This window comes from Bifidobacterium psychraerophilum (assembly GCF_000741705.1).
Taxonomy (GTDB): Bacteria; Actinomycetota; Actinomycetes; order Actinomycetales; family Bifidobacteriaceae; genus Bombiscardovia; species Bombiscardovia psychraerophila.
The window spans coordinates 638861-665043 of the sequence record NZ_JGZI01000009.1 but is presented as its reverse complement, the minus strand read 5'-3'; the positions used below and the strand labels follow the sequence as shown (position 1 = coordinate 665043).

Annotated in this window: 24 protein-coding genes and 1 pseudogene; 14 read left to right on the top strand and 11 right to left on the bottom strand. The window is 60.9% G+C overall.

All coding sequences use genetic code 11. The features are described 5' to 3' along the window. Positions 1-3 precede the first annotated feature (3 nt). Positions 4-1188 carry a TPM domain-containing protein gene (locus BPSY_RS11095; protein ID WP_152596815.1) on the bottom strand — a complete coding sequence of 395 codons (1185 nt, stop codon included), beginning with the start codon at positions 1186-1188 and terminating at the stop codon, positions 4-6. Between the two features lie 163 nt (positions 1189-1351). Here BPSY_RS11095 and BPSY_RS06785 point away from each other — a divergent pair, with 163 nt between their 5' ends. Continuing rightward, entirely contained in the window at positions 1352-1642 is a 291-nt protein-coding gene (locus tag BPSY_RS06785) for a WXG100 family type VII secretion target (RefSeq protein WP_033496636.1), read from the top strand. 204 nt (positions 1643-1846) lie between these two features. Here the strand turns inward: BPSY_RS06785 and groL are convergent, their stop codons facing one another. From groL to BPSY_RS06770, 3 genes are all read right to left on the bottom strand, one after another. Continuing rightward, positions 1847-3463 (bottom strand): chaperonin GroEL, encoded by a 1617-nt coding sequence (gene groL, locus BPSY_RS06780; RefSeq protein WP_033496637.1) that lies wholly within the window; start codon positions 3461-3463, stop codon positions 1847-1849. Between the two features lie 338 nt (positions 3464-3801). After that, positions 3802-4005, bottom strand: a complete 204-nt coding sequence (locus BPSY_RS06775) for a cold-shock protein (RefSeq protein WP_033496639.1) — start codon at positions 4003-4005, stop codon at positions 3802-3804. Positions 4006-4118: 113 nt separating this feature from the next. Then, positions 4119-4787: a LytR C-terminal domain-containing protein gene (locus tag BPSY_RS06770; RefSeq protein ID WP_033496640.1), complete on the bottom strand. Its 669-nt coding sequence runs from the start codon at positions 4785-4787 to the stop codon at positions 4119-4121. Positions 4788-4906: 119 nt separating this feature from the next. Here BPSY_RS06770 and BPSY_RS06765 point away from each other — a divergent pair, with 119 nt between their 5' ends. The 12 genes from BPSY_RS06765 to BPSY_RS06710 all read left to right on the top strand — a co-directional run bounded on the left by BPSY_RS06765 (position 4907) and on the right by BPSY_RS06710 (position 17318). Next, a complete protein-coding gene (locus tag BPSY_RS06765; RefSeq protein WP_033496641.1) occupies positions 4907-5632 on the top strand; it encodes a uracil-DNA glycosylase in 726 nt (241 codons plus the stop codon). 47 nt (positions 5633-5679) lie between these two features. Next, complete coding sequence (locus tag BPSY_RS06760) at positions 5680-6753, top strand: AAA family ATPase (RefSeq protein WP_033496642.1); 1074 nt, start codon at positions 5680-5682, stop codon at positions 6751-6753. After that, positions 6750-7706 carry a DUF58 domain-containing protein gene (locus tag BPSY_RS06755; RefSeq protein WP_033496643.1) on the top strand — a complete coding sequence of 319 codons (957 nt, stop codon included), beginning with the start codon at positions 6750-6752 and terminating at the stop codon, positions 7704-7706. Before BPSY_RS06760 ends, BPSY_RS06755 begins: the two co-directional genes overlap by 4 nt. After that, positions 7703-8230, top strand: a complete 528-nt coding sequence (locus tag BPSY_RS06750; protein ID WP_033496644.1) for a hypothetical protein — start codon at positions 7703-7705, stop codon at positions 8228-8230. Before BPSY_RS06755 ends, BPSY_RS06750 begins: the two co-directional genes overlap by 4 nt. Before the next feature lie 9 nt (positions 8231-8239). Continuing rightward, on the top strand, positions 8240-9325 hold the full coding sequence (locus BPSY_RS06745) for a VWA domain-containing protein (protein WP_033496645.1): 1086 nt from the start codon (positions 8240-8242) through the stop codon (positions 9323-9325). Between the two features lie 8 nt (positions 9326-9333). Next, the gene (locus BPSY_RS06740; protein ID WP_033496759.1) at positions 9334-10353 is read left to right on the top strand and encodes a vWA domain-containing protein; all 1020 of its coding nucleotides are present in this window, start codon (positions 9334-9336) and stop codon (positions 10351-10353) included. Next, positions 10350-10922: a DUF6466 family protein gene (locus tag BPSY_RS06735; RefSeq protein WP_033496646.1), complete on the top strand. Its 573-nt coding sequence runs from the start codon at positions 10350-10352 to the stop codon at positions 10920-10922. The genes BPSY_RS06740 and BPSY_RS06735 overlap by 4 nt, the downstream gene beginning before the upstream one ends. A gap of 130 nt (positions 10923-11052) precedes the next feature. Beyond that, positions 11053-11391, top strand: coding sequence for a hypothetical protein (locus BPSY_RS06730; RefSeq protein ID WP_033496647.1), 339 nt, complete (start codon positions 11053-11055; stop codon positions 11389-11391). Continuing rightward, positions 11391-12839: a PGAP1-like alpha/beta domain-containing protein gene (locus tag BPSY_RS06725; RefSeq protein ID WP_051921781.1), complete on the top strand. Its 1449-nt coding sequence runs from the start codon at positions 11391-11393 to the stop codon at positions 12837-12839. Before BPSY_RS06730 ends, BPSY_RS06725 begins: the two co-directional genes overlap by 1 nt. 51 nt (positions 12840-12890) lie before the next feature. Further along, positions 12891-14351 carry an adenylosuccinate lyase gene (gene purB, locus BPSY_RS06720; protein ID WP_033496648.1) on the top strand — a complete coding sequence of 487 codons (1461 nt, stop codon included), beginning with the start codon at positions 12891-12893 and terminating at the stop codon, positions 14349-14351. A 32-nt stretch (positions 14352-14383) separates the two neighbouring features. Continuing rightward, positions 14384-16846, top strand: a complete 2463-nt coding sequence (locus BPSY_RS06715; RefSeq protein WP_051921780.1) for a lysylphosphatidylglycerol synthase transmembrane domain-containing protein — start codon at positions 14384-14386, stop codon at positions 16844-16846. Between the two features lie 190 nt (positions 16847-17036). Next, positions 17037-17318, top strand: coding sequence for an HU family DNA-binding protein (locus BPSY_RS06710; RefSeq protein WP_033496649.1), 282 nt, complete (start codon positions 17037-17039; stop codon positions 17316-17318). Positions 17319-17416: 98 nt separating this feature from the next. On the opposite strand, the gene BPSY_RS06705 is transcribed toward BPSY_RS06710, so the two are convergent. The 6 genes and pseudogenes from BPSY_RS06705 to BPSY_RS06680 form a co-directional block, all read right to left on the bottom strand. Next, a complete protein-coding gene (locus BPSY_RS06705) occupies positions 17417-18910 on the bottom strand; it encodes a proteasome accessory factor PafA2 family protein (RefSeq protein WP_033496650.1) in 1494 nt (497 codons plus the stop codon). Beyond that, the gene (locus BPSY_RS06700) at positions 18910-19101 is read right to left on the bottom strand and encodes a ubiquitin-like protein Pup (RefSeq protein WP_033496651.1); all 192 of its coding nucleotides are present in this window, start codon (positions 19099-19101) and stop codon (positions 18910-18912) included. The genes BPSY_RS06705 and BPSY_RS06700 overlap by 1 nt, the downstream gene beginning before the upstream one ends. 96 nt (positions 19102-19197) lie before the next feature. After that, on the bottom strand, positions 19198-20025 hold the full coding sequence (locus BPSY_RS06695) for an inositol monophosphatase family protein (RefSeq protein WP_033496652.1): 828 nt from the start codon (positions 20023-20025) through the stop codon (positions 19198-19200). Between the two features lie 77 nt (positions 20026-20102). Further along, positions 20103-21806: a depupylase/deamidase Dop gene (gene dop / locus BPSY_RS06690; protein WP_033496653.1), complete on the bottom strand. Its 1704-nt coding sequence runs from the start codon at positions 21804-21806 to the stop codon at positions 20103-20105. Further along, positions 21803-23470, bottom strand: coding sequence for a proteasome ATPase (gene arc / locus BPSY_RS06685; RefSeq protein ID WP_081884302.1), 1668 nt, complete (start codon positions 23468-23470; stop codon positions 21803-21805). Before arc ends, dop begins: the two co-directional genes overlap by 4 nt. Before the next feature lie 267 nt (positions 23471-23737). Beyond that, a pseudogene (locus BPSY_RS06680) lies at positions 23738-24338 on the bottom strand (DedA family protein); the annotation flags it as partial. 38 nt (positions 24339-24376) lie between these two features. Between BPSY_RS06680 and serB the strand changes: the two are divergent. After that, positions 24377-25069, top strand: a complete 693-nt coding sequence (serB, locus tag BPSY_RS06675; protein WP_033496654.1) for a phosphoserine phosphatase SerB — start codon at positions 24377-24379, stop codon at positions 25067-25069. Positions 25070-25147: 78 nt separating this feature from the next. On the opposite strand, the gene fmt is transcribed toward serB, so the two are convergent. Further along, a complete protein-coding gene (gene fmt / locus BPSY_RS06670; protein WP_033496767.1) occupies positions 25148-26110 on the bottom strand; it encodes a methionyl-tRNA formyltransferase in 963 nt (320 codons plus the stop codon). Positions 26111-26183 lie beyond the last annotated feature (73 nt).

The following is a 26183-nucleotide window of genomic DNA, read 5'->3' as shown; positions in this document are numbered from 1 at the left end:
GATTTAAGCTTGACCCGAATCACTGGAGGTTTCCTGAATATCATCTGAATTGTTGTTGGAATTTCCCTCTCCCCCCGTTCTGCCGGGAAGATGCCAGCTTCTTTTCCCCCGTCGGGAGGCCTGTTTGCCGCGGGCGTTGCGGTCCCTTCTGCGTACCGGAGCGTCCTGAATGGCGTCGGCTCCTATGGTGCTGGTCTCATCACCCGATCCAGCGTCGCCGTCATCTGCAGCACCGCTTCCACTGCCATTCTCCTCGCCGTCGCCTGCGACAGGGAGCTTATGGTCATCATCCGAGGCGGCATCATCAGAGGATTGACCGGTGCCTTCTCCCCCGTCATCCGGCGACGGCGTTCCTCGGCGCCGATGTTCGCGACGCCTGGCCCGTCTGCTGTGGGCACCCTCCTGCGCATCCGGGTTCTCGCCCTTCCTCCGGGCATCCGCCTTACGCCTGTTCCGACGTCGATGCATCACGAAGAGCACGGCGGCGGCGATCAGCAGCACGATGAGCACCACGACGAAGACCACCGTTCCCACACGCTGGGTCGTGCTGGTCGTTGATGTCTGCTGCAGCTGCACGATGGTGGACATCATATCCTTCGCGGAAGCCGCCCAATCAGGGGTGTCCCCCTCGGTTATGGGCTTGAGCGCGGCCGCCGACAGCTCGTCGACGGTTGATTGCTGTTGAAGCCAGGCCTCGGAATTCGCGGAGACCGCGACCACCAGATTGCCATCCTGGGACGCCACCGCCAGCAGCACCGTATTCGCCGGAGGATCGGTTGATTCCAGCACCTGGCTGGTCCACTTCTCCGGGCTGTTACCCGCCGAGAAGGTCGAGAGATACAGCAAGCGTACGGTCACACCGCTTTCGCTTTTCGTCTGCGCGATCGCATCACTGACCGAACTGACCTGGGACCCCAAGAGGTTTTGGGTATCGGTTATCGAGTCAGTGGTCGTGATGCCCGTGTCGGCACTCGAACTCGCGGACGACGAGGACGATGGGGATGCGGACGACGAGGACGAAGCCGAAGACGACGGGCTTTCATCGGCGCTCGCCTGCAGCGGCCCGAGCATCGGCCATATGAGCAGCAGTGCGGCCAGCACCATCAGCAGCAGATGCCTGGCACCTCGGACAGGCCTCAGGGCATTCGATTGCCCGCTCCGTGATGCTGTCGAATTAACAGTTCCCAACCTTGCTCCTCCAAGATCCATCCCGTCAGCATATTCGTGCACATCAGCCGATGGGGCGTGTGATGAGTTCCGACGTATCATACCCTCCACCATAGCGGTTGTTCCACCGCAGTTGCCCGCCGTGCGCAGTTCGGGGCATCCCCTTGCGAGGAAAGGAAGCATGATGTCAAGCTATCAAGTTGATTCCGAAAGAATCCTGAGTTCCAGTGCAGCCGTGAACCATTCAATCGCTGCCATACGCGAAGCCGTCAACGGCATGTACGCCAGTTTGCAGGGACTTGAAGGATTATGGACCGGAGCCGCCGCAACGCAGTTCACACAGGTGGCCGAGCGCTGGCGCGTGGCGCAGCAGCAGATGGAGCAATCCCTGGAGAGCATCCAGCAGGCCCTCTCGCAAGCCTCCTCGATCTATACGGAGGCGGAGACCCAGGCGACCATGCTGTTCTCGCAGTGACGCTCTATTCTCACAGCGATATTCATGCCGGAATCCACATCCCGGCCCAGGCACGGGGCATATGGGAAGGGAGTCGGCAGGAGTGGCGCTGATATACAGCTGACATACAACAGTGCGGCACACCTGGGGTGTGCCGCACTGTGTTTCATAGGGGTGTGATACGGGTACCGTACCCAAGACCTCTGAACGGAGAGCTACCGACTATCAGTAACCCATGTCAGGGGCTGCAGGAGCTGCCGCTGCCGGCGGTTCCGGCTTGTTCGCGACGACCGCCTCGGTGGTGAGGAAGAGTCCCGCGATGGAAGCTGCGTTCTGCAGTGCTGAGCGGGTGACCTTCACCGGGTCAGCCACGCCTGCGGCAAGCAGATCGACATACTCGTTGGTGGCGGCGTTGAAGCCCTCACCGTCGGGAAGCGAACGGACCTTGTCGATCACGACATCACCCGAGAGACCGGAGTTCTCGGCAATCTGCTTGATCGGGGCCTCGATGGCGCGGAAGACGATGGCGGCACCGGTGGATTCATCACCCTCAAGTGCGACCGTCTTCTCGGCCTTGGCGGAAGCCTGGATCAAAGCGACACCGCCTCCTGGCAGCAAGCCTTCCTCGATGGCGGCCTTCGCGTTACGAACGGCATCCTCGATGCGGTGCTTGCGCTCCTTGGCCTCGACCTCGGTGGCTGCGCCGACCTTGATAACCGCAACGCCGCCAGCCAACTTGGCCAGACGCTCCTGCAGCTTCTCACGGTCGTAATCCGAATCCGTGTTCTCGATCTCGGAGCGGATCTGCGAAACGCGTGCCGAAACCTCTTCCTTGGAGCCGCCACCGGAAACGATGGTGGTCTCATCCTTGGAAACGATGACCTTCTTGGCGGTACCGAGCACGCTGGTATCGATGGACTCGAGCTTGAGGCCGAGCTCATCGGATACGACCTGCGCACCGGTCAGAATCGCCATATCCTGCAGCATCGCCTTGCGACGGTCTCCAAAGCCCGGGGCCTTGACCGCGCATGAGTTGAAGGTGCCACGGATCTTGTTGAGGATCAGGGTAGGCAGAGCCTCTCCGTCAACATCCTCGGCGATGATCAGCAGCGGCTTGCTGGTCTTCATGACCAGCTCTGCGATGTGCACCACGTCCTGCTGGCTGGAAAGCTTGCCGGAGGTGAGCAGGATGTAAGGATCATCCAGAACAGCGGTCTGCTCATCGGCATTCGTCACGAAGTAAGGGGCGATGTATCCCTTGTCGAAACGCATGCCCTCGGTGAACTCCAGGTCCAGACCGAAGCGGTTGTTGTCCTCGACGGTTACAACGCCGTCCTGACCGACCTTGTCGAGAGCTTCCGCGATCTTCTCGCCGACCTCTGGGTCAGCGGCTGAGATCGTTGCGGTAGCGGCGATCTGGTCCTTGGTCTCCACGTCCTTGGCAGCTGCGATGAGCTCCTTGACGATGGCATCCGAAGCCTTCTCGATGCCGCGACGAAGCGCGATCGGGTTGGAACCGGCGGTTACGTTCTTCAGACCTTCGTGAACGAGGGACTGTGCCAGAACGGTTGCGGTTGTGGTTCCGTCACCTGCGACATCATCGGTCTTCTTGGCGACTTCCTTGACGAGCTCAGCACCGATGCGCTCGTAAGGATCCTCCAGGTCGATTTCCTTGGCGATGGACACGCCATCGTTGGTGATGGTCGGTGCGCCGTAGCTCTTGTCCAGAACCACGTTGCGTCCCTTGGGTCCAAGGGTGACCTTAACGGTGTCCGCGAGCTTATCCAGACCCGCGAGCATTCCCTGACGAGCTGTCTCGTCATAAGCAATAATCTTTGCCATTGTCTCCTCCAGAATTGCTTGAGGTATTAAGTACCCACCCCGGGCGACAGAATAACCGAGCCGTCAGCTGCCTGATTATCACTCTCGTACCATGAGTGCTAACAGCGAGGTTAGCACTCTGCGTTTGAGAGTGCCAACTTCGCGTGCTGCGAACACCAGAGCGAGTCCGAAGGCACCCGTCATGCCCACGACCGTATGCACCATCCGTATGCACCACCCCGATGCACCACCCCGATGCACCATCCCTGGGACGAATCACCGTTGAAACGCCATTTCGGGCATGAAAAAAGGCCCCGGACGATGCCCGAAGCCTTGATCAGGACGATGCCCGAGGAATCTCAGATCTTGGAGACCTTAGTTGCCTGGAGACCCTTGGCTCCCTGCTCTACCTCGTACTCGACCTTATCGCCCTCATCAAGAGATTTGAATCCATCTGACTGGATAGCGGAGAAATGAACGAAAACATCCTCGCCACCGTCGTCGGGGTTGATGAAACCATAACCCTTGCCAGCGCTGAAGAATTTCACAGTGCCTTGTGCCATAACTTACTTCCTTAGAAAATGTGCCGCTTCACGGCAGAGGCGAAACTCACCGCTTCTTACCGGTCGGCTTAACCATTGTAAGCGCAGTTGTGGATGAAACGCCGAAAAACACACTAATTCATCAAAACCGCGACGACCGGTGCGGAAATATTCGCGACCTGCGTGACCGTGCTGATGCCGAGGGAACTCGCGACATCCTCAGCCGTGGCCTTATCCGTTTCATTCTGATACCAGACGACGCTCGAAGTCGGCAGGTTTCCGGAGGGATTGCTGGCAGTCACATTGGTGTAACCCGCCTGGGTGAGCACCGTCCGCTTCTGTGCGGCATAACCGCTGGTGCCCGTGCCGTTGATCACACGGATGCTGGTCGCCTTGTTCACCGTCTGCGTGGCGGAGCTTGATTCGGATGCCGAGGGGGATGCGCTCGACGTGCTGGCCGAGGCATCCGAGGAGGATGCCGAAGCCGTGTCCGAAGCCGACGCCGTCGATGATGATTCAGATGCCTTCGCCGATGAGGATGTGGAGGAGGCCGTGGTGCTTGCCGTCTGCGAGCTCTGGTTGGAGGACCAGGGCAGGCTGAGATTATTGAGGTTCCCGGAAAACATCCCCCATGCGGCCAGACCGAGCACGGCGGCCACCAGCAGGACCACAACGTAGGGCACCACCCTTACCGCCAGAGAACGCGGTCCCCTGTGCACGCCCACCGGGCCTGCGGGTGGATTATCGAACTCATCGGACGGATATGTGTCATGTGCGTCGCCCGCGCTGCGCTTTTGTGTCATCAAAGACTCCTCATTCGGCTACACCATGAGTGTAATGGGTTATCAGGTCATCAGGCTGCGGCTCGAAGAGCACGCGGGGATTGGAACCTCATTCCTGCACTCATACTACTGTGGACACCATGACCGAGACCAATGGCACCATGCATGTCAAAGCACTGTCCGAACTCGTTGAAGCAGGTTGGGCGCAGGCCCTGAGCGGCGTCGAGGACAATATCCATACGATGGGTTCATTCCTTCGTGAGGAACACGCCCAAGGCCGCCAATACCTCCCGGCAAGCGGCAACATCCTGCGTGCCTTCACGATTCCATTCGACCAGATAAAGGTGCTCATCGTAGGGCAGGATCCCTATCCGACACCTGGGCATCCGGTGGGGCTGAGCTTCTGCGTCGACCCCGCCGTCAGGCCACTCCCAGGCAGTCTGCGCAATATCTTCAAAGAACTGATCGACGATGAGCATGTGCAGCCACCGATCAACGGCGACCTGACACCGTGGACGAAGCAGGGCGTGATGCTGCTCAACCGCTGTCTGACGGTCGGGGTCGGTGCGCCCGGAAGTCATCGGGGCAAAGGCTGGGAGCAGATAACGGATGCCGCGATCAGTGCGCTCAACGCCCGTACCGATGCGCAGGGGAATCCGAAACCCCTGGTGGCGATCCTCTGGGGACGTCAGGCGCAGAGTCTGGCCCCACTGCTGACGCATGCCACGATCATCGCCTCCCCCCATCCCAGCCCGCTCTCCGCCAGATACGGTTTCTTCGGATCACAACCATTCTCGAAGGCGAATGCGGCTTTGGAATCAATGGGTGCGCAAGCCGTTGATTGGAGCCTGCCCGCAGCCCACTAAGAGCTGAAATCGTTGGACGGTCAGAAACTGCCGTTACAGTGTTGTGCATGGCTTTATTCTCAGCGCAATCGCAGAACACCATCCCACAGCCGAAGCTGCCGTCACCGGCATCACGGCAGAAGACCCCTCTGAGCAGGGAGGACCTGAACCGCAGCGGCGAGCTGGTGGGCAGGATCCGCTCCCGTTTCACCCACACGCTCGTAGGTCAGGATAATCTGCGCGATTCACTCATCGTCACGCTGGTGGCCGCAGGCCACATCCTCATCGAATCGGTCCCGGGACTCGCCAAAACCACGGCGGCGCAGACCCTGGCCACCTCGGTGTCCGGAACCTTCAAGCGCGTTCAGTGCACCCCCGATCTCATGCCCTCCGATCTGGTGGGCACCCAGGTTTTCGACTTCTCGGCGCAGAAATTCACCACCATCATCGGTCCGATCCATGCCAATTTCGTGCTGCTCGACGAGATCAACCGCTCCAACGCCAAAACCCAGTCGGCCATGCTTGAAGCCATGTCCGAAGGCAACACGACCATAGGCGGCGAACGCATCTCACTGCCGAAGCCCTTCATGGTCATCGCCACCCAGAATCCGATCGAGGAGGAGGGTACCTACAATCTCCCCGAAGCCCAGATGGACCGTTTCATGATGAAGGCCCAGATGACATACCCCACCTCCGAAGAGGAGGAGCGCATGCTCCACATGCTTGCGAAGCGCGGGTCGGATACACCGGATCTCAAGCAGCTGGGACAGGAGGATGTGATTTCGATAGCGGATGTCGAATTCCTCCGTGAGGCTTCACGCCGCGTCCATATCTCCGATTCGATCGTCGAGTATGCGGTGGATCTGGTGGCGACCAGCCGCGGGGCGGGCAAACATCCGATCCAGGGACTGGCGAGCCTGGTCCGTCTCGGCGCCAGCCCCCGAGCTTCGATCGCCCTGGTGCGGATCGCCCAGGCCAATGCTCTGATCGCAGGGCGCGACTATGTGATCCCCGAGGACGTCAAGCTCTTCGCCCATGAGGTGCTGCGTCACCGTATTCTGCTGACCTTCGAAGCCTTGGCTGATGATGTCTCCAGCGACCAGGTCATCGACTCGATGCTTCAGGCGGTGCCCGTACCATGAGTTCGGCTCAGGCTTCATCAGACCCGGTACGCAGGAAAATCGAAGCCCTTGGGATCAAGCTCTCTCTGCCGACCGTGCGCAAGGCACTCGGCGTTCTTGAGGGAGAGCATCTTTCACACCGTTCCGGCGGCACCGGAGACACGATGGACATACGCGCCTACGAATCGGGTGACGAGGCACGCTTCATCGACTGGAAGAGCAGCGCCCGCGCCGGACGCCCGATGATCGCACAACGCGAACGGCTGGCTACCAGCCGCGTGTGGATGCTGCTCGACGTGGGCAGGGAGATGAGCGGCAGCTGCATGGGCGGCGAAAGGGCCATTGACGTGGCAGCCAATGCCCTGGCGATGTTCGCATCCCTATGCCTGCGCCGTTCGGATGACATCTCCCTGGTCCTCGCCGATGCCGCGAGCATAACGAGGATGCAGTTCAGCGGCGGCTTCACGGAGTTCGAGCACCGCCTTGACAACGCACTGCAGGGCCAGATGAACAATGCCCGCCATATCGATGCCCTGTTGGATTACGCCAACACCATCCAGGACCGCAACGCACTGGTGGTGCTTGCCACCGATGAAACGGCCTTGGGTGACAAACAGCTGCATGCCATCAGGAAGCTCGCGCAGAGCCACCCGGTGGTGGTCGTCGATGTGGCCACGATCAATCCCTTCAGCAGGCCGTCCGGCTACCGCCATGTGGTCAATGCACGCGACGGCCGGAGGATGCCGGCCTTCCTCGCACAACCCGACATGTCCAAAGCCGTGGAGAACCACCGTGAATTCGCCACGACCGCACTGCGATTGGAGCTCGACCATGCGGGATCCACGCTGCTGCATTGCGCATCAAGCGAGCTGATGTTCACGGAATTCATCAGAATCGTCTCCTCGACCCTGACGCGATCGTCGAGAAACCTGCTGCGCAGCCCGAAGACACTGAACATCGGGGGCGCCCAATGACATCCTCATCAGTTCTTGCCCTTGACACCAGCGGACTGAAAGCCCTGGCGCAGCAGCCCGCATCCGTCTTCTGGATGGTCCTGGCGCTCTGCGTATGCGTGGCGGCGGCGCTGATCGTGACGGCCGTGCTGCTTGGGCGACCCCGCAGACAGGAAACGAAACCGGTCAGTTCGCACAGCAGCGAAGCGCGCGCCGACCCTTGGAGGAGCAAGGTCCGCGACATCGTTGATGCATATGAGAGCAAAACCATCACCAAAGACGAGGCTTTCCTGTCCTTGGCGCAGCTATCCAGAGATTTCGCATCCAACGCGACAGGGAAGGACATGTCTTCGCACACGCTTCTTGATCTGCATACGGAGGCGTACAACACGCAACAGCGTGGGCTTGATCTGCTCAGGCAGACCATTGCGGCCCTGTATCCGCCGGAATTCGCCGACGCCGCCTTCAATACCCAGGCACGGGAGGCCACCGTTGCCGAGGCATCCGAATGGGTGTCCAATCTCATCGACCGTTGGGGACGGTGATCGCCGAGTATGAACGCTTTACTGATATGGCGCTGGCCGTGGGCCGTCGTCGCGGCGATCGTCATCGCACTGCTCGCACTGGGCATCGTCTGGTTCCGTCTGCGCCGTTCCTCGCGCACCGCGGACCCGACGCGGGATGCCTACGCCTGGGACATCGCAGGTGATCTGCGGACCGAAGAGGTGTCGGCCCGCTACAAGCTGTGGAACACACTGAAACGTGTGGCCTTCATCCTGCTGGTCCTTGCCTTGCTGCTCGTCACGGCCCTGGTGGGCAGGCCCTCCACGGTCAGCTCACAGGATGAGACCTCCAGCAGCAGGGACATCGTGCTGTGCCTTGACGTCTCCGGATCCACACTCCCCTATGACCGCGAGATCATCTCCACATACCTTGATCTGGTCTCCAAATTCCAAGGCGAACGCATAGCATTGAGCATCTTCAATTCCACCTCACGCACCGTGTTCCCCCTGACCGACGATTACAGTCTGGTCTCCAAGCAGCTTTCCTCGGCGAAGGACATCCTTGGAGGCGTTCAATCGCAGGACGATATCGACAAGATGAGCGACAAGCAGTACCAGCAGATTTCCGACTGGCTTGACGGCACCCAGAACATCAAGGATCAGACATCACTGATCGGTGACGGACTGGTCAGCTGCGCGGCCATGCTTCCCGGATTCAGCTACGGCAGCGGCTCGCAGAGCGGCACCTCCACGGCAACGCGCAGAAGCTCCTCGATTGTGCTCGCCACCGACAACGTCGTTTCGGGAACACCCCAGTACTCACTGCAACAGGCGCTGGAACTGACCAAAAGCGCCCAGATCAGCGTCGACGGCATCTTCGCCGGACCGGATGCCAGCCTCAACGACGCCAGCACCAAGCAGATGCAGACCCAGATCGAAGGGCACGGCGGCGTTTTCCTCAGCGAACGTTCCGGCGCTTCGATCGATGAGCTGGTCAGGGAGATAGATACCCGTCGAGGCGGCAATTCAGAGCAGGCCTCGCAGTCGAGTCTGCTGGACGCACCGGGATGGTGGGTGCTTGGGCTCTCGCTGGTCTTCCTCGGATATCTGATAACGGTTTGGAGGCTGAGACGATGAGCGGGATGATGGATTCATTCACCTTCTCCCCGGCCTTGGGCTGGATCGCATCGAGCATCGTATGCCTGGCGTTGGTCGCGGCCGCGGTCATGGGGATCGTGCTCTACAGGCGCCAACGCGGATCATCCGACGCCACGGTGTGGTCCTGCGTGCGCAGGACCTCGATAGCGCTGCTGCTGGCCATCATGGTGCTCACCCCGAGTATCGTCACCAGGACCACCAGCAAAGCGGTCAATGCGACGGATGTCTTCATAGCGGTCGACGTGACGGATTCAATGGCGGTGAAGGATGCCCACTACGGTTCGGATACGACCATCACCCGCAGCGCCGCAGCCGTCAAAGCCATCCAGGACATCACCGCCCTCTATCCCGATGCCAGCTTCGCCGGATTGCGCTTCGGCGCCAGCGGAACGCTTGATGTGCCCCTTACCCCGGACAGCACCGCAATCGACAACTGGGCGCAGACACTCAGCACCGAATCCACATTCGCCTCTTCCGGATCCAACCTGGATGCCCCACTCGACCAGTTGCTGATCCAGCTGAAAGCGGCGCAGGAACAACATCCCGATGATGCCATCGTCGTGTACTACATCTCCGATGGCGAGCAGACCAGCACCGCGACCAGACGCTCCTTCTCATCCCTGCGTCAATACGTCGATGATGCGACGACAATCGGTGTCGGCTCCACGGCCGGAGGGAAGATACCGGTCACCGACACCACCGGTGCCAACACCAGCGAGCAATGGGTCATCGATCCGACGACCAAGCAGCCCGGCATCTCCAAGATGGATCCGAAGAATCTCAAGGCCATAGCGGACGAGATGAGCGGCAGGTATATGGCCGTCGATGCCAAAACCACCGTGGCGAACGGAGCCACCTCCCAAGCCTCGAAAGAATACCGTCTGACCATCACACCGAAGGAGCGGACACTGAGCGCCCCCATCGTCTGGCCTTTCGCCATCGTGACGGCGGTTCTGCTCCTGTGGGAGGCGGCACTATGGATCGTGAACTCAAGGAGGATGCTATGAGCCGCAGCACCATCACATCACCGAATGCGCGCAAACAGGCGAAAGCCCCTCTGGCGCTGCGCATCGTGCTGATGGTTGTGGCCGCGGTGGTGCTTGCCGTCGGCATAGTCTCGGCAGGCAACATCATGGCGGTCAACGCCTACAACCAGGCGACGCAAAGCCTGGAAAGCAACATCAAGGCCGCCGGCAAGGACGCAGCCGATCTCGACATGCTCAAGACCTCGCAGCAACAGAACGACAACCAATTCGCCGATGCGTTGGCATTCAACGCCCTACTGGTGCCCTCGGCCAAAGCATCGATCGAAAGCAACGCCGCCACATCCAGAAAACTCACATCCCTGATCGAAAAGGCGCTTAAACAGCAGGAATCCTCGCAGCAGGGCAGCAGCGGATCGCAGGCGGAAAGCGACAAGAAAAGCAATAGTTCGGAAACCTCGGGCCTCTCCAATGAGGAACGCGAAAAGGTGCAGGAGCTGCTCAAGCAGAATCAGCAGACCCAAAGCCCATCACCGAGCGCCTCCTCCTCGTCGAGCAATACCAGCACCAGCGAGAACGTCAAGCCCTGGTAAACCCCCTCGATGGCGTTCCCTGGAGTGAAGCCCCTCCCCGTGACGCTCGCATCGCCTGTGCTGTACCGACATTCGACCACAGACCTCGTCCGGCTGGCATCCATGAGCAGTATGCGCTGAACTATTCGGCATGACCAGTACAAGCTCCCAGACGGCCTTCGCCTTCGCTCCCCCGGCAGCCATCGGTGCGCTTCCACAGCTTCCGGATATGGGTGTGGATGCGTCATGGTGCAGATGCCATGCGGTCGTCAGACAATGCCAGAGCACCGTTTCCAGAGTCACCGCGGATACGGATGACACGGTGCAGGAGTGCCGGTCGGTGCTGGTGCGTGCGGGCCTGCTCGATTGGCAGGGCGCCGCCGCCGAATGCTTTCGTGCCGAACTGGCCGGTATCGATGCCCTCCTGGGAGCCTTGGAGATGTCATCCCGGGAGATGCTGAGGATGAGCCTGATCCAAGGAGCCCGCTGATGTGGGGCGTGATGGCGTCGGTGTATGGCGATGTGCACCGCAGCCGCGTCGATCTGGACGCGATGGAGAGGCATGCCGGTGCGCTGAACCGGACCGCCCTACGCTTGGGCGCGCTCGCCGATACCTATGCGGCGGCCCTGATCCAGATTGAAGCCCTGAGCAGGAGTGTGCCCTTCTGCCGGGATTTCAGCATGGGCACCCACAGTCTCAACGGCCACAGCAGTTTCGATCATCATCATCTGATTCACATGTGCACCGCACAGCAGCGGTCGGCCAAAGCCCTGGCCAGCCGCTGTTCCGTTCTGGCCGGTCTGCTCTGGCGGGCACGTGCGCTGTATTCGGATGCCGAATCCTCGACGATGGCGCTCATCAACCGTGCCGTGCGCGGCTCAATGGCGCTGATGCCCGTGGGCACGGCGGCGGGTGCGCTCTCCCTGGCGGCCATGGGGGCCGCTTACGGAGTGGCGAAAGAGGGACGGTTCAATATCGCATACGCCTCGGGCAGCACCGCTTGGGCGCATGAAGGCCTTGTGGCCGGACTCTCCCAACGCATCGCGGTCATGCCCGCATTCCCGATCCTGCAGGGAGCGCCAAGGGATGATGAAGCGAATCAGGCGGCCGGTCGCCTGGCATCTCCGGCAGGATTCATCGGAAGGCTGGTGCAGGGCAGCTCTCTGCATGTCAGCAGGATCCAATCGCAGGCTCCGGCTCTTCCTGCGGCACATTCCATCGACGATGCCCTGCACAACCTCGACGCACTTGGCCTCGCGAAGTCCACGGTCGCCGTCCAGCGCTACCACGACGACGCAGGGGCCGACAGCTGGGTGGTGACGATACCCGGCACCCAGCCGTACGCCGATTCACCCCTGGGTTGGGCGCAGAACGTGGAATTGATGAGCGATGACAGCGATGTACACATGCGGGCGGCGAGCGCTCGCTTCGTACTCGAGGCGATGTCCGAAGCAGGCATCAGGCCCGGCGACCAGGTCGCCCTGGTGGGGCATTCGCAAGGCGGCATCATCGCGGCCAGCCTGGCGGCGCAATCCGGCACGGCCTACCGCATCAGCCACATCATCACGGCGGGTTCACCGATCGCCAACCACCCGGTGCCCGCCTCCACCTGGGTCACCAGCATGGAGATCGATGACGAACTGGTCTCGTCACTCGACGGGGCATCCAATCCCCCACGCCGATCATGGCTGACGATCCGTGGCACCGTCACCAGCGCACCGGCCTCCAACGGTGCCGGGCGCTATCTCTCGGCACCGGTTTCAGGAAGCGGCAGCGCCAGGGAACTCCCCCACGGCATGAACTACCAACGTGCAGCCTGGCAATCCGCGCAGGACCTCGGATCTGCCGACGCGCAGGAGCACGACGCCCATTTCTCCCGGATCGTCAGCGGCGGACTGCAGGAAAGCCTCTACTACGAAGGTCGTATGTCGACATGAAAGCCTCCTGTGCATGCCATCACGTTTACGGCTACGGGTAGTCTTTGTGGCATGAAGATCACTGATATCAGCCCAGCAATAGCACTGAGCCCTCTTGATGGGCGATACCACTCTCAGACCGCCCCCCTGGTCGAATACCTCAGCGAAGCCGCCCTGAACAGGGAGCGTATGAGGGTTGAAGTCGAGTGGATGATACTGCTCGCCAACGGATTCAACGGCACCGGTGACGAAGCCGCCCCACGCACGCCGATCATCAATGGAGTCAAGGCCTTCACCCAGGCCGAGATCGACTATCTGCGCGCCATCCCGGAGGACTTCGGAGCGGAGGGCATCGCCGAACTGGCCGAGATCGAAGCCACAACGCGTCATGACGTCAAAGCCGTCGAATACTACATCGACCGTCGCCTGGACAGCGCGGCCGAGGAACTCGGCGAGCAGAGCGAGCTCCCCCGTCTGAAACCGCTCGTCCACTTCGCCTGCACCAGCGAGGACATCAACAATCTTTCCTATGCGCGGTGCATCAAGAACGCCGTCGAGCAGGTCTGGACGCCGGGCGTGCAGACCATCGTCGATCTGCTCGACTCCAAGGCCGAGCAGTACCGCGATCTGGCGATGCTCAGCCTCACGCATGGGCAGCCGGCCACTCCGACCACGCTCGGCAAGGAACTGGCCGTATACGTGTTCCGTCTCAACCGCCAGCTCAGGAAAGTGACGGGGCAGGAGTATCTCGGCAAAATCAACGGTGCGACAGGCACCTTCGGTGCACATATCGCGGCCTATCCCGATGTCGATTGGGTCGCGGTATCGCGTGAATTCGTCAGCAAGCGCATGGGACTGACCTGGAACCCGCTCACCACACAGATCGAATCGCATGATTGGCAGGCCGAACTCTATTCCACCATCGGCCATGTGAACCGCATCCTGCATAACCTCGCCGTGGACGTCTGGATGTACATCTCGCGAGGCGTCTTCGCTCAGGAAGCGGTGAAGGGCGCGACAGGATCGAGCACGATGCCCCACAAGGTGAACCCGATTCGCTTCGAGAACGCGGAGGCCAACCTCGAAATCTCCTGCTCCCTGCTGGACACCCTCGCAGCCACTCTGGTGGAATCACGATGGCAGCGCGATCTGACCGATTCGACCACGCAGCGCAACATCGGCTCGGCATTGGGATACAGCGTGCTCGCATTGAACAATCTGCTCGGCGGTCTGCAATCGATTCATCCCAATGAGACGCTTATCGAAGAGGAGCTTGACGGCAACTGGGAGGTTCTGGGAGAGCCCATTCAGACGGCGATGCGCGCCGAGGCCCTGCTGGGGAAATCCGGCATGGATAACCCGTATGAGCAGGTCAAGGAACTGATGCGCGGCCACCACATCGGTCAGGACGATGTGCAGCGCTTCATCGACTCGTTGAACTATGATCCCGAAACCGCGAAACGGTTGAGGGAGCTCACCCCGGCAACGTATACGGGCATTGCGAATGGTCTGGTAGACTTCGCCCGACGATGAGAATCCCGAGCGAAACAGAGGTGTCCGACACTATGGACGAGGGCATCCGGCACCAGGACCATACGAATGTGCTTGCTTCCGAAAGCCCATCGCACATCAGCGACACCCCGCCGCAGCGTGTGCGCGATATGGGCGATCTGGTGAGGATAGCCGGATCGATCGCGGCGATCGCCGTCGTCGTCCTTATCGCCATCTACCTCCGGGGCGTCACCCAGGGCATCGAATACGATGTGCACACGGCGAGCCAGGCCTTGGATTGGCTGTATGACGTGCCTACGGCGCTCCTGCAACAGTTCACCACCGTTGTGGTCGTACTGTCGGTGTTGTTCCATCTGCTCATCACCCGTGAATGGCTTCAGTCCATCACTTCCTCGATCGCACTTTTCTGCGGATACGGGGCGACATGGGTCGTCTCGAACCTCATCGTGCATTCCGGCAATGCCACGATCATCAGCGCGCTGAGCCCCTCCGTGGTGTTGAGCGGAGCGGCTTTACTGCCCGATCTGTATGCGGGCATCGGTGCTTTTCTCAGCGCGGCCGGTCCACGGCGGATGAGGGCCAGCGTGAAGTGGGGATGGAATATCCTCTATGCCACCGCCATCATCGTCGTGGCGCTTTCCGCCAACGCGATCAGCGGTGTGCTGATCTCCTTCTTCATCGGTCGGATCGTGGGATTGGGCATCCGCTTCATCGCCGGCACCCAGAACAAGGGCGCGTGGGGCTCCTCCATCGTCCAGGCCTTGCAATCCATCGGCATCACGGTCAAAGCGCTCAAAGCCGTGGAGATGCAGAGTGCGGCCACGCCATTCGGAACGGCACCCTCACTCCAGGATGACCTCGTCGATGGCTCCCGCCTGTATGAGGTCCTCAGCTCGGAGAACAAGTCCTACACCGTCTCGGTGCTCGACTCCCAGAAATACACCGCAGGCTATCTGATGCAACTGTGGCAATGGGTGAAATTCTCGGGCGTGGCCATGCGCCGGGACCGCTCGGTGAAGGACACCACCCAACACCATTTCGCCATGCTGCTCGGGCTGCGCAACATAGGACTGAGCACCGTCAAACCGTATGGCGTCGCGGAAAGCGGAGAATCCTCCATACTCGTGCTTGAATCCGACGCCGCCTTGGTCTCCCGCGACCTGACGAAACTCAGCGATGAGGAGGCCAGGGATCTGCTCCGCTATCTGGACAGGGCCATCGACCGTGGCTTCACCAATCGCAGCATCACCCCTGACTCCATCGCGGTGGACGGCAAACGCAACTGGTTCATCGCGGGGTGGCAGAACGGTGATTTCGGCAGTTCCAGCGCCAATGAATCGGTTGACCGGGTCCAGCTGCTCACATTGCTGGCCTGCACCATGGGCATCGATCGCGCGATGTCCCTCACCCGTGAGGTGTGGGGCGACGATATCCTGATCGCACTGATCCCCTTCCTGCAGAAAGTCGCCGTTCCCGCCCAGACCAGGGCCTTGCCGGGATGGGATAAGCATCTGCTCGCGGAACTGCGCACCCAGCTGCGCTCACTGGCTTCGGATGAGATGACGGACGCCATCGAACCGGTGACCTTGTCCCGCTTCAACCTGCGCTCATTCGTCGCGCTGCTGCTGCTCGTCGTGGCGGTTGTGGTGGTGCTCACCCAGCTGAACCTGCAGCAGATCATCTATGCGATCTCCCATGCCGACCCCTGGATGGCGGTGCTGTGCTTCATCTCGGGCATCTTCGCCTGGATCGGCAGCGGTATCAGCCTCGGCGCCTTCATGGACAGCGACAAACGCAATTATCTCGGCATATTCATGTCGCAGGTGGCCGCAAGCTTCACGGCCGTCTCCATGCCTTCGGGTGTCGGCCCGGCATTCGTCAATCTGCAGTTCCTGCGCAAAAGCGGGTATCGCAACACCATCGCCACCGCGATCATGAGCGCCGTGGTCGCCGTGCAGTTCCTCACCACCTTCATCCTGCTGATCGTCATCGGAATCTTCACGGGCCGGAACTCATTCTCCAGCATGATTCCGACCAACACCCTGGCCATCGTCCTCGGTGTGGTCGCCATCGCCGCATCGGTCGCGATGGCGATCGCACCGCTTCGTAAGCTGCTGATCGACAAGCTGCTGCCGATTATCGCCTCCTACGCACGTCAGCTGCTTGACATGCTCACGCAGCCGAAACAACTGGCCATCAGCGCTCTGGGCGCACTGCTCCAGAGTCTCGCCTTCGGTCTCAGCTTTTGGGCCGCCCTCAAGGCCTTCGGATACCCGACGAATGTGCTGGAGACGACATTCATCTTCCTGCTCGCCAACACCCTCGGCTCGGCCGTGCCCACACCCGGCGGCCTGGGGGCTGTGGAGGCGGCTCTGACCTTCGGCTTCTCAAGCCTCGGAGTCCCCACCGCAGTCGCGCTTTCAGCCACGCTGCTCTTCAGGGTGGCGACCTATTGGTTGAGGATCCCGCTCGGAGCCCTGGCGATGAAGTGGCTCAACGCCCACAACCTCGTCTGAGCGTGCACGGCCACGATTCGGCATGCTCCGATGAGCACGATGGTGAAACTGTGCGAACAAAATCCCAAGATATCGAAAAAAGGCGTGAAAACCCTGATAAATACAGCGGTTTCAGGCAATCTGCGCTAGTATCGGACATGACCGATGGGTTTCCCGGCAAGGAAGGGGACCCCCGACAGAAGGATGCTTCATGGCATACAACAAGTCTGATCTCGTTTCGAAGATCGCTCAGAAGTCAAACCTGACCAAGGCTCAAGCAGAAGCCGCCGTCAACGCTTTTCAGGACGTTTTTGTTGAGTCCCTGAAGTCAGGCGAAGGTCTCAAGCTCACGGGTCTGTTCTCCGCAGAGCGCGTGAAGCGTGCCGCACGTACCGGCCGCAACCCACGCACCGGCGAGACCATCAAGATTCCAGCAAGCTACGGCGTTCGTATCACTGCCGGTTCACTGCTGAAGAAGGCCGTCACCAAGTAGTCAGCTCTGCTCACTTCGAGCGAATCGAACCCCGGTTACACAGGCGTGAATCGGGGTTCTTTGCTATGTCCGTGACCATGGCGCAGTGTCCTGCGCAGTCACCAGTTCTGTGAGGGTTTGGGTTCCGACACCGCGGCCATCACCCGGAGATACTCTTCGGTGGGCTCCGGGTTGAATGGGTCGAGAAGCTCGGCCTCAAGCCTGTTACCGGACGCCAATGAGACATGCGTCCAGTCGCATGCCCAGAGCACATCCTTACGCAATGCGGCGTCCACGAAGGCACCGCGCAAAGCCGCCCGGGTATCTGCGGGGGGATTGCTGACGGCCTCGCGAATCGCATCCTCCCCCAGCAATGAGCGCAAGGCGCCATGACTCATCAGCGAGGGATAGGTCACCCCGTTGACGATATCGTGGTATTCCAGATCGATCTGCCTGATGCGTGCCTCCAGCTGCGGAGAGCCTCCATTATTGCGCGCGCGCATCCTCTCGAAGAGGTTGAGTTTGGCGGCCCAATCCACCCAGGAGGAAAGCTCTCGCCATCTGCCTCTGTCGATGGAGTCCAGGGCGTTTTCCCACAGTTCCAAGACCTGGGCCGCGTCGGGGAGAATGGCGTCGATCGAGGAGGTATGGCGCGCGACAAAGGATTGCACGGCATGCAGGTAGCTGCGCTGGATCTCCAAGGCGCAGCTGTGCTCACGCACCGGAACGTCGGCGGAAAGCATGATCGGTGCCTTGCCCGTGATGTCCCCGCTCACCTGTCGTATGGCCTGCCCGGGATCCGCCAGCATGCAGGAGTCGAATGGTGAGCGCTCCCCCAGGGACACGCTTTCCTCGATGACCGACAACACCAGATGTGTGGTCGCCAGCTTCATCCATGTGGCCAGTTGGGAACGGTTCGAGTCGCCGACGATCACATGCAGGCGACGGTAATGGTCGGGATCGGCGTGGGGCTCGTCGCGGGTGTTGACCATCGGTCGCGAGCGGGTGGTGGCGCTGGAAACGGCATCATCGAGGAAACGTGCACGTTGCGACATCTCAAAGCCATCGGGGCCCATCATGCCTGCACCGGAAAACAGCTGTCTGGTCACCAGAAAGGGGATCAACTCGCGTTCGACCGTGCGCAGGGACACAAAACGCCTCAGCAGATAGTTCTCATGGCATCCGAATGAATGGCCCGAGGAATCCGTGTTGTTCTTGAAGAGATGGATCCTGGTCCCGTCACCGTAGTGTTCCCTCAGGCGCTGTTGGGCGTCAGCAGCGAGTCTGCCCATGATGCGTTCGCCTGCGAGATCCTGTGCCAGGGCACCCATCGGCGTACGCGATTCGGCCGTGGCGTATTCGGGATGCGAGCCCACGTCCAAATACAGTCTGGCACCGTTGCCCAGATAGGTGTTGGTCGAACGTGAGCGGGTCACCACAGGCTGGAACATCATCATCGCCACCTGACCCGCTTCAATGGCCTTGTCGTTTTCCGTGACGCTCACACCGTATTCGGTTTCAATGCCGAAGATGCGTGAGAAACCGCGATCATGCACGTTCTCGACGAATTCATCCGCCCTGGAGGAACTCTGCGAGCCCCGCAATTGAGGCATCACTGCCCGCCCTTCTGCACGAAGCTGCTGACATACTCCTCGGCATTGCTTTCCAATGTGGATTCGATGTCGTCAAGCACCGCGTCGAGGTCCTGCGTCTGCATCCGCTGCTGCGCGTCGTCGCTCCGCTGCTGCTGCGTCTCGTCCTGCTGCTGCGACTGTGCGTTACGTCGCACCTGTTCCTGTGGCATTGCACCATCCCCTATATTGAAGTGTCGCCTGAGTTGCATATCATCGGCACGGTCGGGTACCGACCCCTATGCATCCATTCTGGGGCAAATCCCGAACTAAACCAAGTATGGTCTCAGATCATCGATTATCAGACCGTTCGAAGCGACCACGTCATTGTTGCGATCCCAATGGATGATATCGCCGTTCCACTGCTCGATCTGCCCTTGCGCCTCCGTTACCACAACCGTCGCGGCCGATACCGCCGGTATGTCCCAGGAATGCAGGGTGGGTTCGAAGTAGGCATCGTAGGTGCCATCCGCGACCTTGCACAGATCCAAGGATGTCGGACCGATGCGCTTGATATCGGCGGGTTTGCCGGCCAATGAGCCAGCCGTCTGCAAGGCGCGCTTCGATTCCTTCGGGAAATACGACATGCCGAAGCTCACCACGGAGCCCTCAAGTGAGGCGGTGGTGGAAGGCATGACCTTCTCACGCTTCTCGCCATTCGGGGTGCGCCGGATGCGGATGGCACCCTGGCCCTGCGCGGCCAGGTAGGTCGCTCCGAGTGCGGGCGCATGGACCACGCCGAGTATCGGATTCGCCTCGCCCTCCTCATCGATCTCGAAAAGGGAGACGGTAATCGACCATTCAGCCATATTCCTGACGTAATTGATCACACCGTCGATATGGCCGACGCACCAATAGCGTTTGCCTATTTCGCGGTCACTGCCCTCATCCTCCCAGAAACCGTCGAAGGGCTCTATCTTCGCGATGCGCTCGCGGCAGTACCGCAGGAGGCGATCATCCACCTCCGATGTGTACTGTCGTTCCTGTTGAGGGTGCAGGGCCTTGAGATCATGAGGGTTGACCTGATCCTGCAAGGCGTATGAACCTGCTTGAATCGCCACCTGCGCGACCCTTGTGGTCAGTTCACGCAATTCCATACTCACTCCCTCTCTTTCCTTATCATCTTCAACATCCTCTGAAATACTACTCATCACACGTGATGTGCGCTTGCGCTCTACGCGTGTAAGCGCGATTCACAGCACCGCAGCACATCGGCGGCATGCCGCGAGGCGCGCAGGGCCTCTTCGGCATCTGCCTTCCCACAACGCAGCGGATCCGGAATGCCCACACTCAGCACAGCCGTGGAAGTCCCGGAAGCCTGGTGCGAGAGGACTCCCACCCCATCCACATGGTCCTCCGCCGGATCGGCGTCACGAACCGTGATGCTGCTCCAGGACATCGCCACCAGCTCCTGTGGGAAGCGGGAGAGCAACTGCGCCCGCAACCAGGCCCTGGTGTCCTCGGGGGCCTCATCGCAGGCCCTGGCGATGCAGTCATCGCTTATGGGGCATGCACTGCCGGCTGACAGCTTATCGTATACCGAGGCCCCCTCCTGCAATGAAGCCCACGAGAGATCGCAGGCACGTAACCTCGGATCGCTCCAGGAGGAAGGTCCGGCATCGTTCCCACTCCTCCCTGAAGCCCGCAGATACCGCCTTCGGAGCTGTTCCAGGACCTGCCACTTGCGGAGCCATTCGATCCTCGAAGCCTCCTCGACCAATGCGAGGCGTGCGTCCTCGTCGCTGGTGGAGATGCGCGCGACATCCGCGAGCGCGCATCTCCACATCGCCATGATCCTGCGGGTCGGAGCGTCCGGCCAGGCGACCGTGCCGCGCCCGCCTACACCTTGCTCATCCGCACCTTGCCCATCGGTGCCATAGATCCTCGCACCCACCAGGTCCACGGCCTCATACAGCCGCTGTTGCAGCTGCACAGCGCTCAGTCTCGCACCCGACTTCATAGGCAGCGTCTCACGAAGGGAGCAATCGTGGGATACCTGGTGCAGCGCGGAGACCGGATCGGCAACTTCAAGCTCATCCAGCAGGGAGCGCAGATCATAATTAGCCACTTCGGACTGCTCGGCAAGCCATAGGAGCATGCTCGTCGTGCCGAGTTTCAGTATCTGGGGCACCTGCATGCGATTGGCATCCCCCACGATGACATGCAGTCGGCGGTAGTCATCCCGATCATGGGATTCATCGCGGGTGTTGATGATGGGACGGTCGAAGGTCGTCTGCAGACCGATGCCGGTATGGATATAGTCGGCCCGCTGGCTGAGCTGGTATCCGGCACCTTCGCTGCGCTCACCGATGCCCACCCTTCCTGAGCCCGTGTAGATCTGACGGCTCACGAAATGGATGGTCATCAGCTCGCTGACCGTCCTGAAGGGCACGGCACGAAGGTTTCTGTAACTTTCGTGGGTACCCCAACTGGCGCCTTTGCCATCCACATTATTGCGGTGCAATACGATCTTTTTCCCCGTCAGACGGGAGGCCTTCCGTGCGGCCGCGCGCATCAACGCATCCCCGGCGAGGTCGTATGCGACGGCGCGGAAGGGGTCTGTGCTTTCAGGAGAGGAATATTCGGGATGCGCATGATCCACATAGATACGCCCACCGTTCGGGGCCATCACATTGGTGATGTGCAGCTGAGGGGCGTCCGTGAGCATCTCGGGGCGTGCGGCGGCACGGTCTAGACGGCTCCCCCGCGCATCGTTGATCGGATCCTCCTGGCGGTAATCCCAACGGATATGCGCACTGCCTTCCTGGCTGGCACCTCGCACCACATCGAAGGACAGGGCCACGGGATCGTAGCGGGATGCCGAGGCATCGGAAACCGCGTATTCGGTTTCGGTGCCCATCACCCGGCGCACACTCATGACGACGCACCTGCCACGCTACTATCGCCACGGCCCTCCGCGGACACCCCATTCATCGGCGAAGCGTGGCTGCCGGCGGGGACGATCCTCACCACACGGCCCTCTCCCAGGCCGGTGATACGTGCCCACTGGCTCGGATCGGCATCGCACACCGAGTCGGAGCTTTCGAGGAACTCGTCCTCGACGGCCTGCCTGAACAAGGCCGCGTCCAAGGCGATATCGGCTCCGTGCACAATCGAGGCCTTGACAGCCTTCGTCTTCGCACGGTCGACAATGTTCTTCAGCATGGCCCCGGACAGCAGATCACCGAAGAAGATCGTCGTCCATATCCCCTGGTCGTCGCACACATCGCATACACGGCGATCCTCGCCACGACCGTAGATGTTCCTGACCAGCCCTTCGACGAGGGTATCGGCCCGTTCCATCTCACCGAGCGGGAGATCATCGGTCAGATAGTGCCGGAGGATACCGGCGGCCTGCCGGGCATTGGGGCGATCCACACGGATCTTCACATCGAGACGACCGGGTCTGAGCACCGCGGGATCGATCATGTCCACACGGTTCGAAGCACCGATCACCATCACGTTGTCCAGAGATTCGACCCCATCGAGCTCGGCCAGGAATTGAGGGACGATCGTCGTCTCCACATCGGAGGACACCCCTGAACCCCTGGTGCGCAGCAGCGAATCCATCTCGTCGATGAACACGATCACCGGCACACCGGTGGAGGCCCTCTCGCGCGCCCGTTTGAAGATGCCTCGTATCAGCCGTTCGGACTCCCCCACGAACTTGTTGAGCAGCTCGGGGCCTTTGACCGAGAGGAATACGCCGGAGCCCAGGGAGCTGCCTTCGGCGAGGCTGTTGGCCACGGCTTTGGCGATCATGGTTTTGCCATTGCCCGGAGGGCCGTAGAGCAATATCCCCTTCGGAGGCCGCAGACTATAGCGTTCGAAGAGGGCACGGTGCTGGAAGGGCAGCTGCACCGCATCACGGATCCGGCCTATCTGCTCATCAAGACCACCGATGTCGGCAAAGGTCACGTCGGGCGCCTCTTCAAGCACCAGGTCGGTATCGTCCTGGGCCGGGAGCGGCATCACCGCGACGCGTCCGGAATCATCGACGATGACACGGTCCGCGGCCTTCAACGAGGCGCCATCCAGATCCTGCGCGCACAGCACCACTGTGGAGTTGCCGGAGGAATCCGAAACGATGAGCCGGCCATCGTCGAGCAGCCGTTCGACGGTGCGTACCGAACCCGTTGCCGGCATCTCCCTGCTTCGCACCAGAACCAGACTCTCGTTGAGCAACACGGTCTGGCCGCGCCTCAGATGGTCGGCGTTCAGCGTGGAGGAAACCGGGACGATCATTCGACGGTTCCCGGACAGCACTTCGGCGTTGGCGTGTTCCACTCCGTGCTCGTCCCTGTGGGTGCCGTCGACGCTGAGGAAGACGGCGAAGGTCATCGGCGGCTGTGTCTGCTGCATGAGCTGCGCCTTCGCCTTGCCCAGCTCATGACCGGCCCGGGTCAGTGCCTGCGCCAACGCATGGTTCTTCTCGCGACTGCCATCAAGCAGCAGTTGCAGATGCCGGAGCTCCTCGCGCTGTCCGGCATCATGCTGGCTTTCAGGCACCGCCCGTGTCTCTTCCACCGTTACCGCTCCCATCGTCTTGTCCCTGCGACCGCTCGCTTCGATCAGCCCGCTCATTCCGATCAGCCGGCTCCGTCGCTGCGATGCCGTCCTCCCGCACCGTATCAATACGAGTTGCCGCAACACCACTGCCGTCATCCATAACGGACTCCGTGGCGGAGTGCTCTTCAGCACGCATATCGACAGCCGCATCATCCGGCTGTTTCGGATTTCGCTTCTCCTGAACAAGATTACGCACCCAACGCCCAATCAGCAGGAGTATTCCAAGGGCGATAGCGACCATGACGATATTCTCGAAGATGCTCAGCACGCCCAGAATCGAACACCACTGCCCGCCCAGCACATATCCAAGGCCGATCAGCAGGCTGTTCCACACCGCGGATCCCAGCAGGGTCCACCCCGTGAACCGTAGGAAGCCCATCTTGTTCAAACCTGCGGGAATCGATATCAGTGAACGGACAATCGGTATGATGCGCCCGAAGAGAACGGACCATGTGCCGTAACGCTGGAACCAGCGGTCGGCCTTCTCGATGTCCTGGCGACTGGTGCCTGGAATCTTGTCTGCGATCCTGTTGATCGTCTCCAAACCGATCAGGCGTGACACGCCGTACAGCACCCAGGCACCGACGATCGAACCGATGGTGGCCCAGATGATCGCCTCAAGCAGGGAGAGTCTGCCGCGTGCGGCCGTAAAACCGGCAAGCGGCAGGATGATCTCGCTGGGAATGGGAGGGAATATTGATTCGAGAGCTATGGCGGCGCCCACCCCTATGCCGCCCGCCTGCTCCATTAATTCGACCAGCCAATTGGTCATTGCACCGATGATGCCGGTTTCACCTGTTGTGCAGACAGGCGCGGCCAGGACTAGTGCGTCTGGATTCATGTTGGCCATTGTCCCAGCGATTTCAGACAATCGAAGGCATGGCTGATGAAAATTTGCAAGCTTCGCACGAGTCCAAGAGACTGCTGGTAATGGATGTCGACTCCACATTGATCGACGAGGAAGTCATTGATATGCTCGGCCAGGCCGCCGGATCAGGCGAGTGCATAGCCCAGATCACACGGCGTGCGATGCTCGGTGAGCTGGATTTCAAAGCCGCTCTGGCCGAACGCGTCGGGCTGCTCGAAGGCATGCCCGCGAGCGTGTTGGATGAGGTCTACGCGAAGATTCACTTCACCAAAGGCGCCCTTGCCATGATCGACACCGCCCACAGCCGTGGATGGAAGGTCGGGGTCGTTTCCGGAGGCTTCAGCGAACTCGTGAACCGCCTGGTGGCCGAGGCCCACATCGACCACAGTCTCGCCAATGGCCTGGAGATCCTCGACGGCACCTTGACCGGCAAAACCGTCGGCACCGTGGTGACGAAGTCCACCAAGCTCGAATCCCTGCATCAATGGGCCGAGGAGGACGGGGTCGCGATGTCGCGGACCGTGGCGATAGGCGACGGCGCCAACGATATCCCGATGATCGAAGCCGCGGGGATAGGCATAGCCTTCTGCGCCAAGCCCGCTGTGCAGCAGGCCGCCCACTATGCGATCACGCAACGTGACCTGATGCAGGTGATCTCCATCATTGACGAGCACGACCGCCTGTTCGATAGGGCCGGCGTGTGACGCTGCCGGGATGCTCCCGGGCGCCCTCTCCCGCCCTGCCGTCTTCGATTCAGGGTGCCACCCTGCCCGGCGGGAGAGTCAGCGGCAGCGCGCATCCGGGCCGAGAAGCGCCCCACGTGCCCAATCGGCCGCCTTCATGCCACGCTTGCCCTGTGGCTTCACGCTGATCAACTCGTATGCCCCGGTGAGCGTCCCCACCCACACATGTTGTTTGGAAACCGCCAGATGACCGGGTGGCAACTGTTCGGGCAGCTGAGGCTCGTTCTGATCGGCGATGCTCCCCTGCAGCACGTGCAGCGTCATTCCCGCCGCATCCTGTGAGGAGACCAGCTCGCACCAGGCCCCCGGCTCGGGTGTGCATGCACGAATCTGACGGTCGACGGCGAATGCGGGCGCCTCGAATCTGATATGGGCATCCGCAACCGTGATCTTCTCAGCACGCTCATAGGCACCTTGTGGCTGCTCGATGGGCAGAGCCGTGCCGTCCACAACCGTTCTCAACGCCATCTGCAGCAGCTGTGAACCGTCCTGCGCCAAACGTTCCAACAACTCCCCCGCCGTCTCATGCATCCCGATCTCCACCGTGGATTGGGCGATGATCGGCCCGGTGTCCATGCCCGCGGTGATGCGGAACACCGTGGCACCGCTCAGCGTGTCACCGGACCATATGGCGCGCTGCACCGGCGCGGCCCCCCTCCACTGAGGCAGCAGGGAGAAATGGAGGTTGAACCAACCATGCTCCAAGGCATCCAGAACACCTTGCTTCAGAATCTTGCCGTAGGCCACAACGGCCGCCATCTGCGCACCCGTCTCACGAAGCTCATCGACGAATCCGGGCTGTTTCGGATCGGACTCGATCACCGGAATGCCCAGTTCAATCGCCGCCTGCTTGACCGGGCTGGGCATCAAACGCCGACCCCGTCCCTGAGGCGCATCAGGACGCGTGAGTACGGCAACGACCTCGAAATGCTCGGTATCGGCGGCCAGCGCACGTAGCGACGGCACCGCGACATCCGGTGTTCCTGCGAATAACAGCTTCATCGTCTGCAAACCCTCCAAACACTATTCCACATGGGATGCGAATCATCGCAAGCCCGGCACCACGGATGCTGCT

Bases quoted from the DNA above. Each gene is read 5' to 3' on its own strand.
- BPSY_RS06730 (WP_033496647.1), top strand. From the start codon at position 11,053: ATGACCAGTACAAGCTCCCAGACGGCCTTCGCCTTCGCTCCCCCGGCA.
- BPSY_RS06740 (WP_033496759.1), top strand. From the start codon at position 9,334: ATGGATTCATTCACCTTCTCCCCGGCCTTGGGCTGGATCGCATCGAGC.
- BPSY_RS06705 (WP_033496650.1), bottom strand. From the start codon at position 18,910: ATGCCTCAATTGCGGGGCTCGCAGAGTTCCTCCAGGGCGGATGAATTC.
- BPSY_RS06770 (WP_033496640.1), bottom strand. From the start codon at position 4,787: ATGACACAAAAGCGCAGCGCGGGCGACGCACATGACACATATCCGTCC.
- purB (WP_033496648.1), top strand. From the start codon at position 12,891: ATGAAGATCACTGATATCAGCCCAGCAATAGCACTGAGCCCTCTTGAT.
- BPSY_RS06725 (WP_051921781.1), top strand. From the start codon at position 11,391: ATGTGGGGCGTGATGGCGTCGGTGTATGGCGATGTGCACCGCAGCCGC.
- BPSY_RS06695 (WP_033496652.1), bottom strand. From the start codon at position 20,025: ATGGAATTGCGTGAACTGACCACAAGGGTCGCGCAGGTGGCGATTCAA.
- BPSY_RS06715 (WP_051921780.1), top strand. From the start codon at position 14,384: ATGGACGAGGGCATCCGGCACCAGGACCATACGAATGTGCTTGCTTCC.
- BPSY_RS06760 (WP_033496642.1), top strand. From the start codon at position 5,680: ATGGCTTTATTCTCAGCGCAATCGCAGAACACCATCCCACAGCCGAAG.
- BPSY_RS06735 (WP_033496646.1), top strand. From the start codon at position 10,350: ATGAGCCGCAGCACCATCACATCACCGAATGCGCGCAAACAGGCGAAA.
- BPSY_RS06750 (WP_033496644.1), top strand. From the start codon at position 7,703: ATGACATCCTCATCAGTTCTTGCCCTTGACACCAGCGGACTGAAAGCC.
- BPSY_RS06765 (WP_033496641.1), top strand. From the start codon at position 4,907: ATGACCGAGACCAATGGCACCATGCATGTCAAAGCACTGTCCGAACTC.
- BPSY_RS06755 (WP_033496643.1), top strand. From the start codon at position 6,750: ATGAGTTCGGCTCAGGCTTCATCAGACCCGGTACGCAGGAAAATCGAA.
- BPSY_RS06745 (WP_033496645.1), top strand. From the start codon at position 8,240: ATGAACGCTTTACTGATATGGCGCTGGCCGTGGGCCGTCGTCGCGGCG.
- dop (WP_033496653.1), bottom strand. From the start codon at position 21,806: ATGAGTGTGCGCCGGGTGATGGGCACCGAAACCGAATACGCGGTTTCC.
- BPSY_RS06775 (WP_033496639.1), bottom strand. From the start codon at position 4,005: ATGGCACAAGGCACTGTGAAATTCTTCAGCGCTGGCAAGGGTTATGGT.
- BPSY_RS06700 (WP_033496651.1), bottom strand. From the start codon at position 19,101: ATGCCACAGGAACAGGTGCGACGTAACGCACAGTCGCAGCAGCAGGAC.
- BPSY_RS06785 (WP_033496636.1), top strand. From the start codon at position 1,352: ATGTCAAGCTATCAAGTTGATTCCGAAAGAATCCTGAGTTCCAGTGCA.
- serB (WP_033496654.1), top strand. From the start codon at position 24,377: ATGGCTGATGAAAATTTGCAAGCTTCGCACGAGTCCAAGAGACTGCTG.
- BPSY_RS06710 (WP_033496649.1), top strand. From the start codon at position 17,037: ATGGCATACAACAAGTCTGATCTCGTTTCGAAGATCGCTCAGAAGTCA.
- groL (WP_033496637.1), bottom strand. From the start codon at position 3,463: ATGGCAAAGATTATTGCTTATGACGAGACAGCTCGTCAGGGAATGCTC.
- arc (WP_081884302.1), bottom strand. From the start codon at position 23,470: ATGGGAGCGGTAACGGTGGAAGAGACACGGGCGGTGCCTGAAAGCCAG.
- fmt (WP_033496767.1), bottom strand. From the start codon at position 26,110: ATGAAGCTGTTATTCGCAGGAACACCGGATGTCGCGGTGCCGTCGCTA.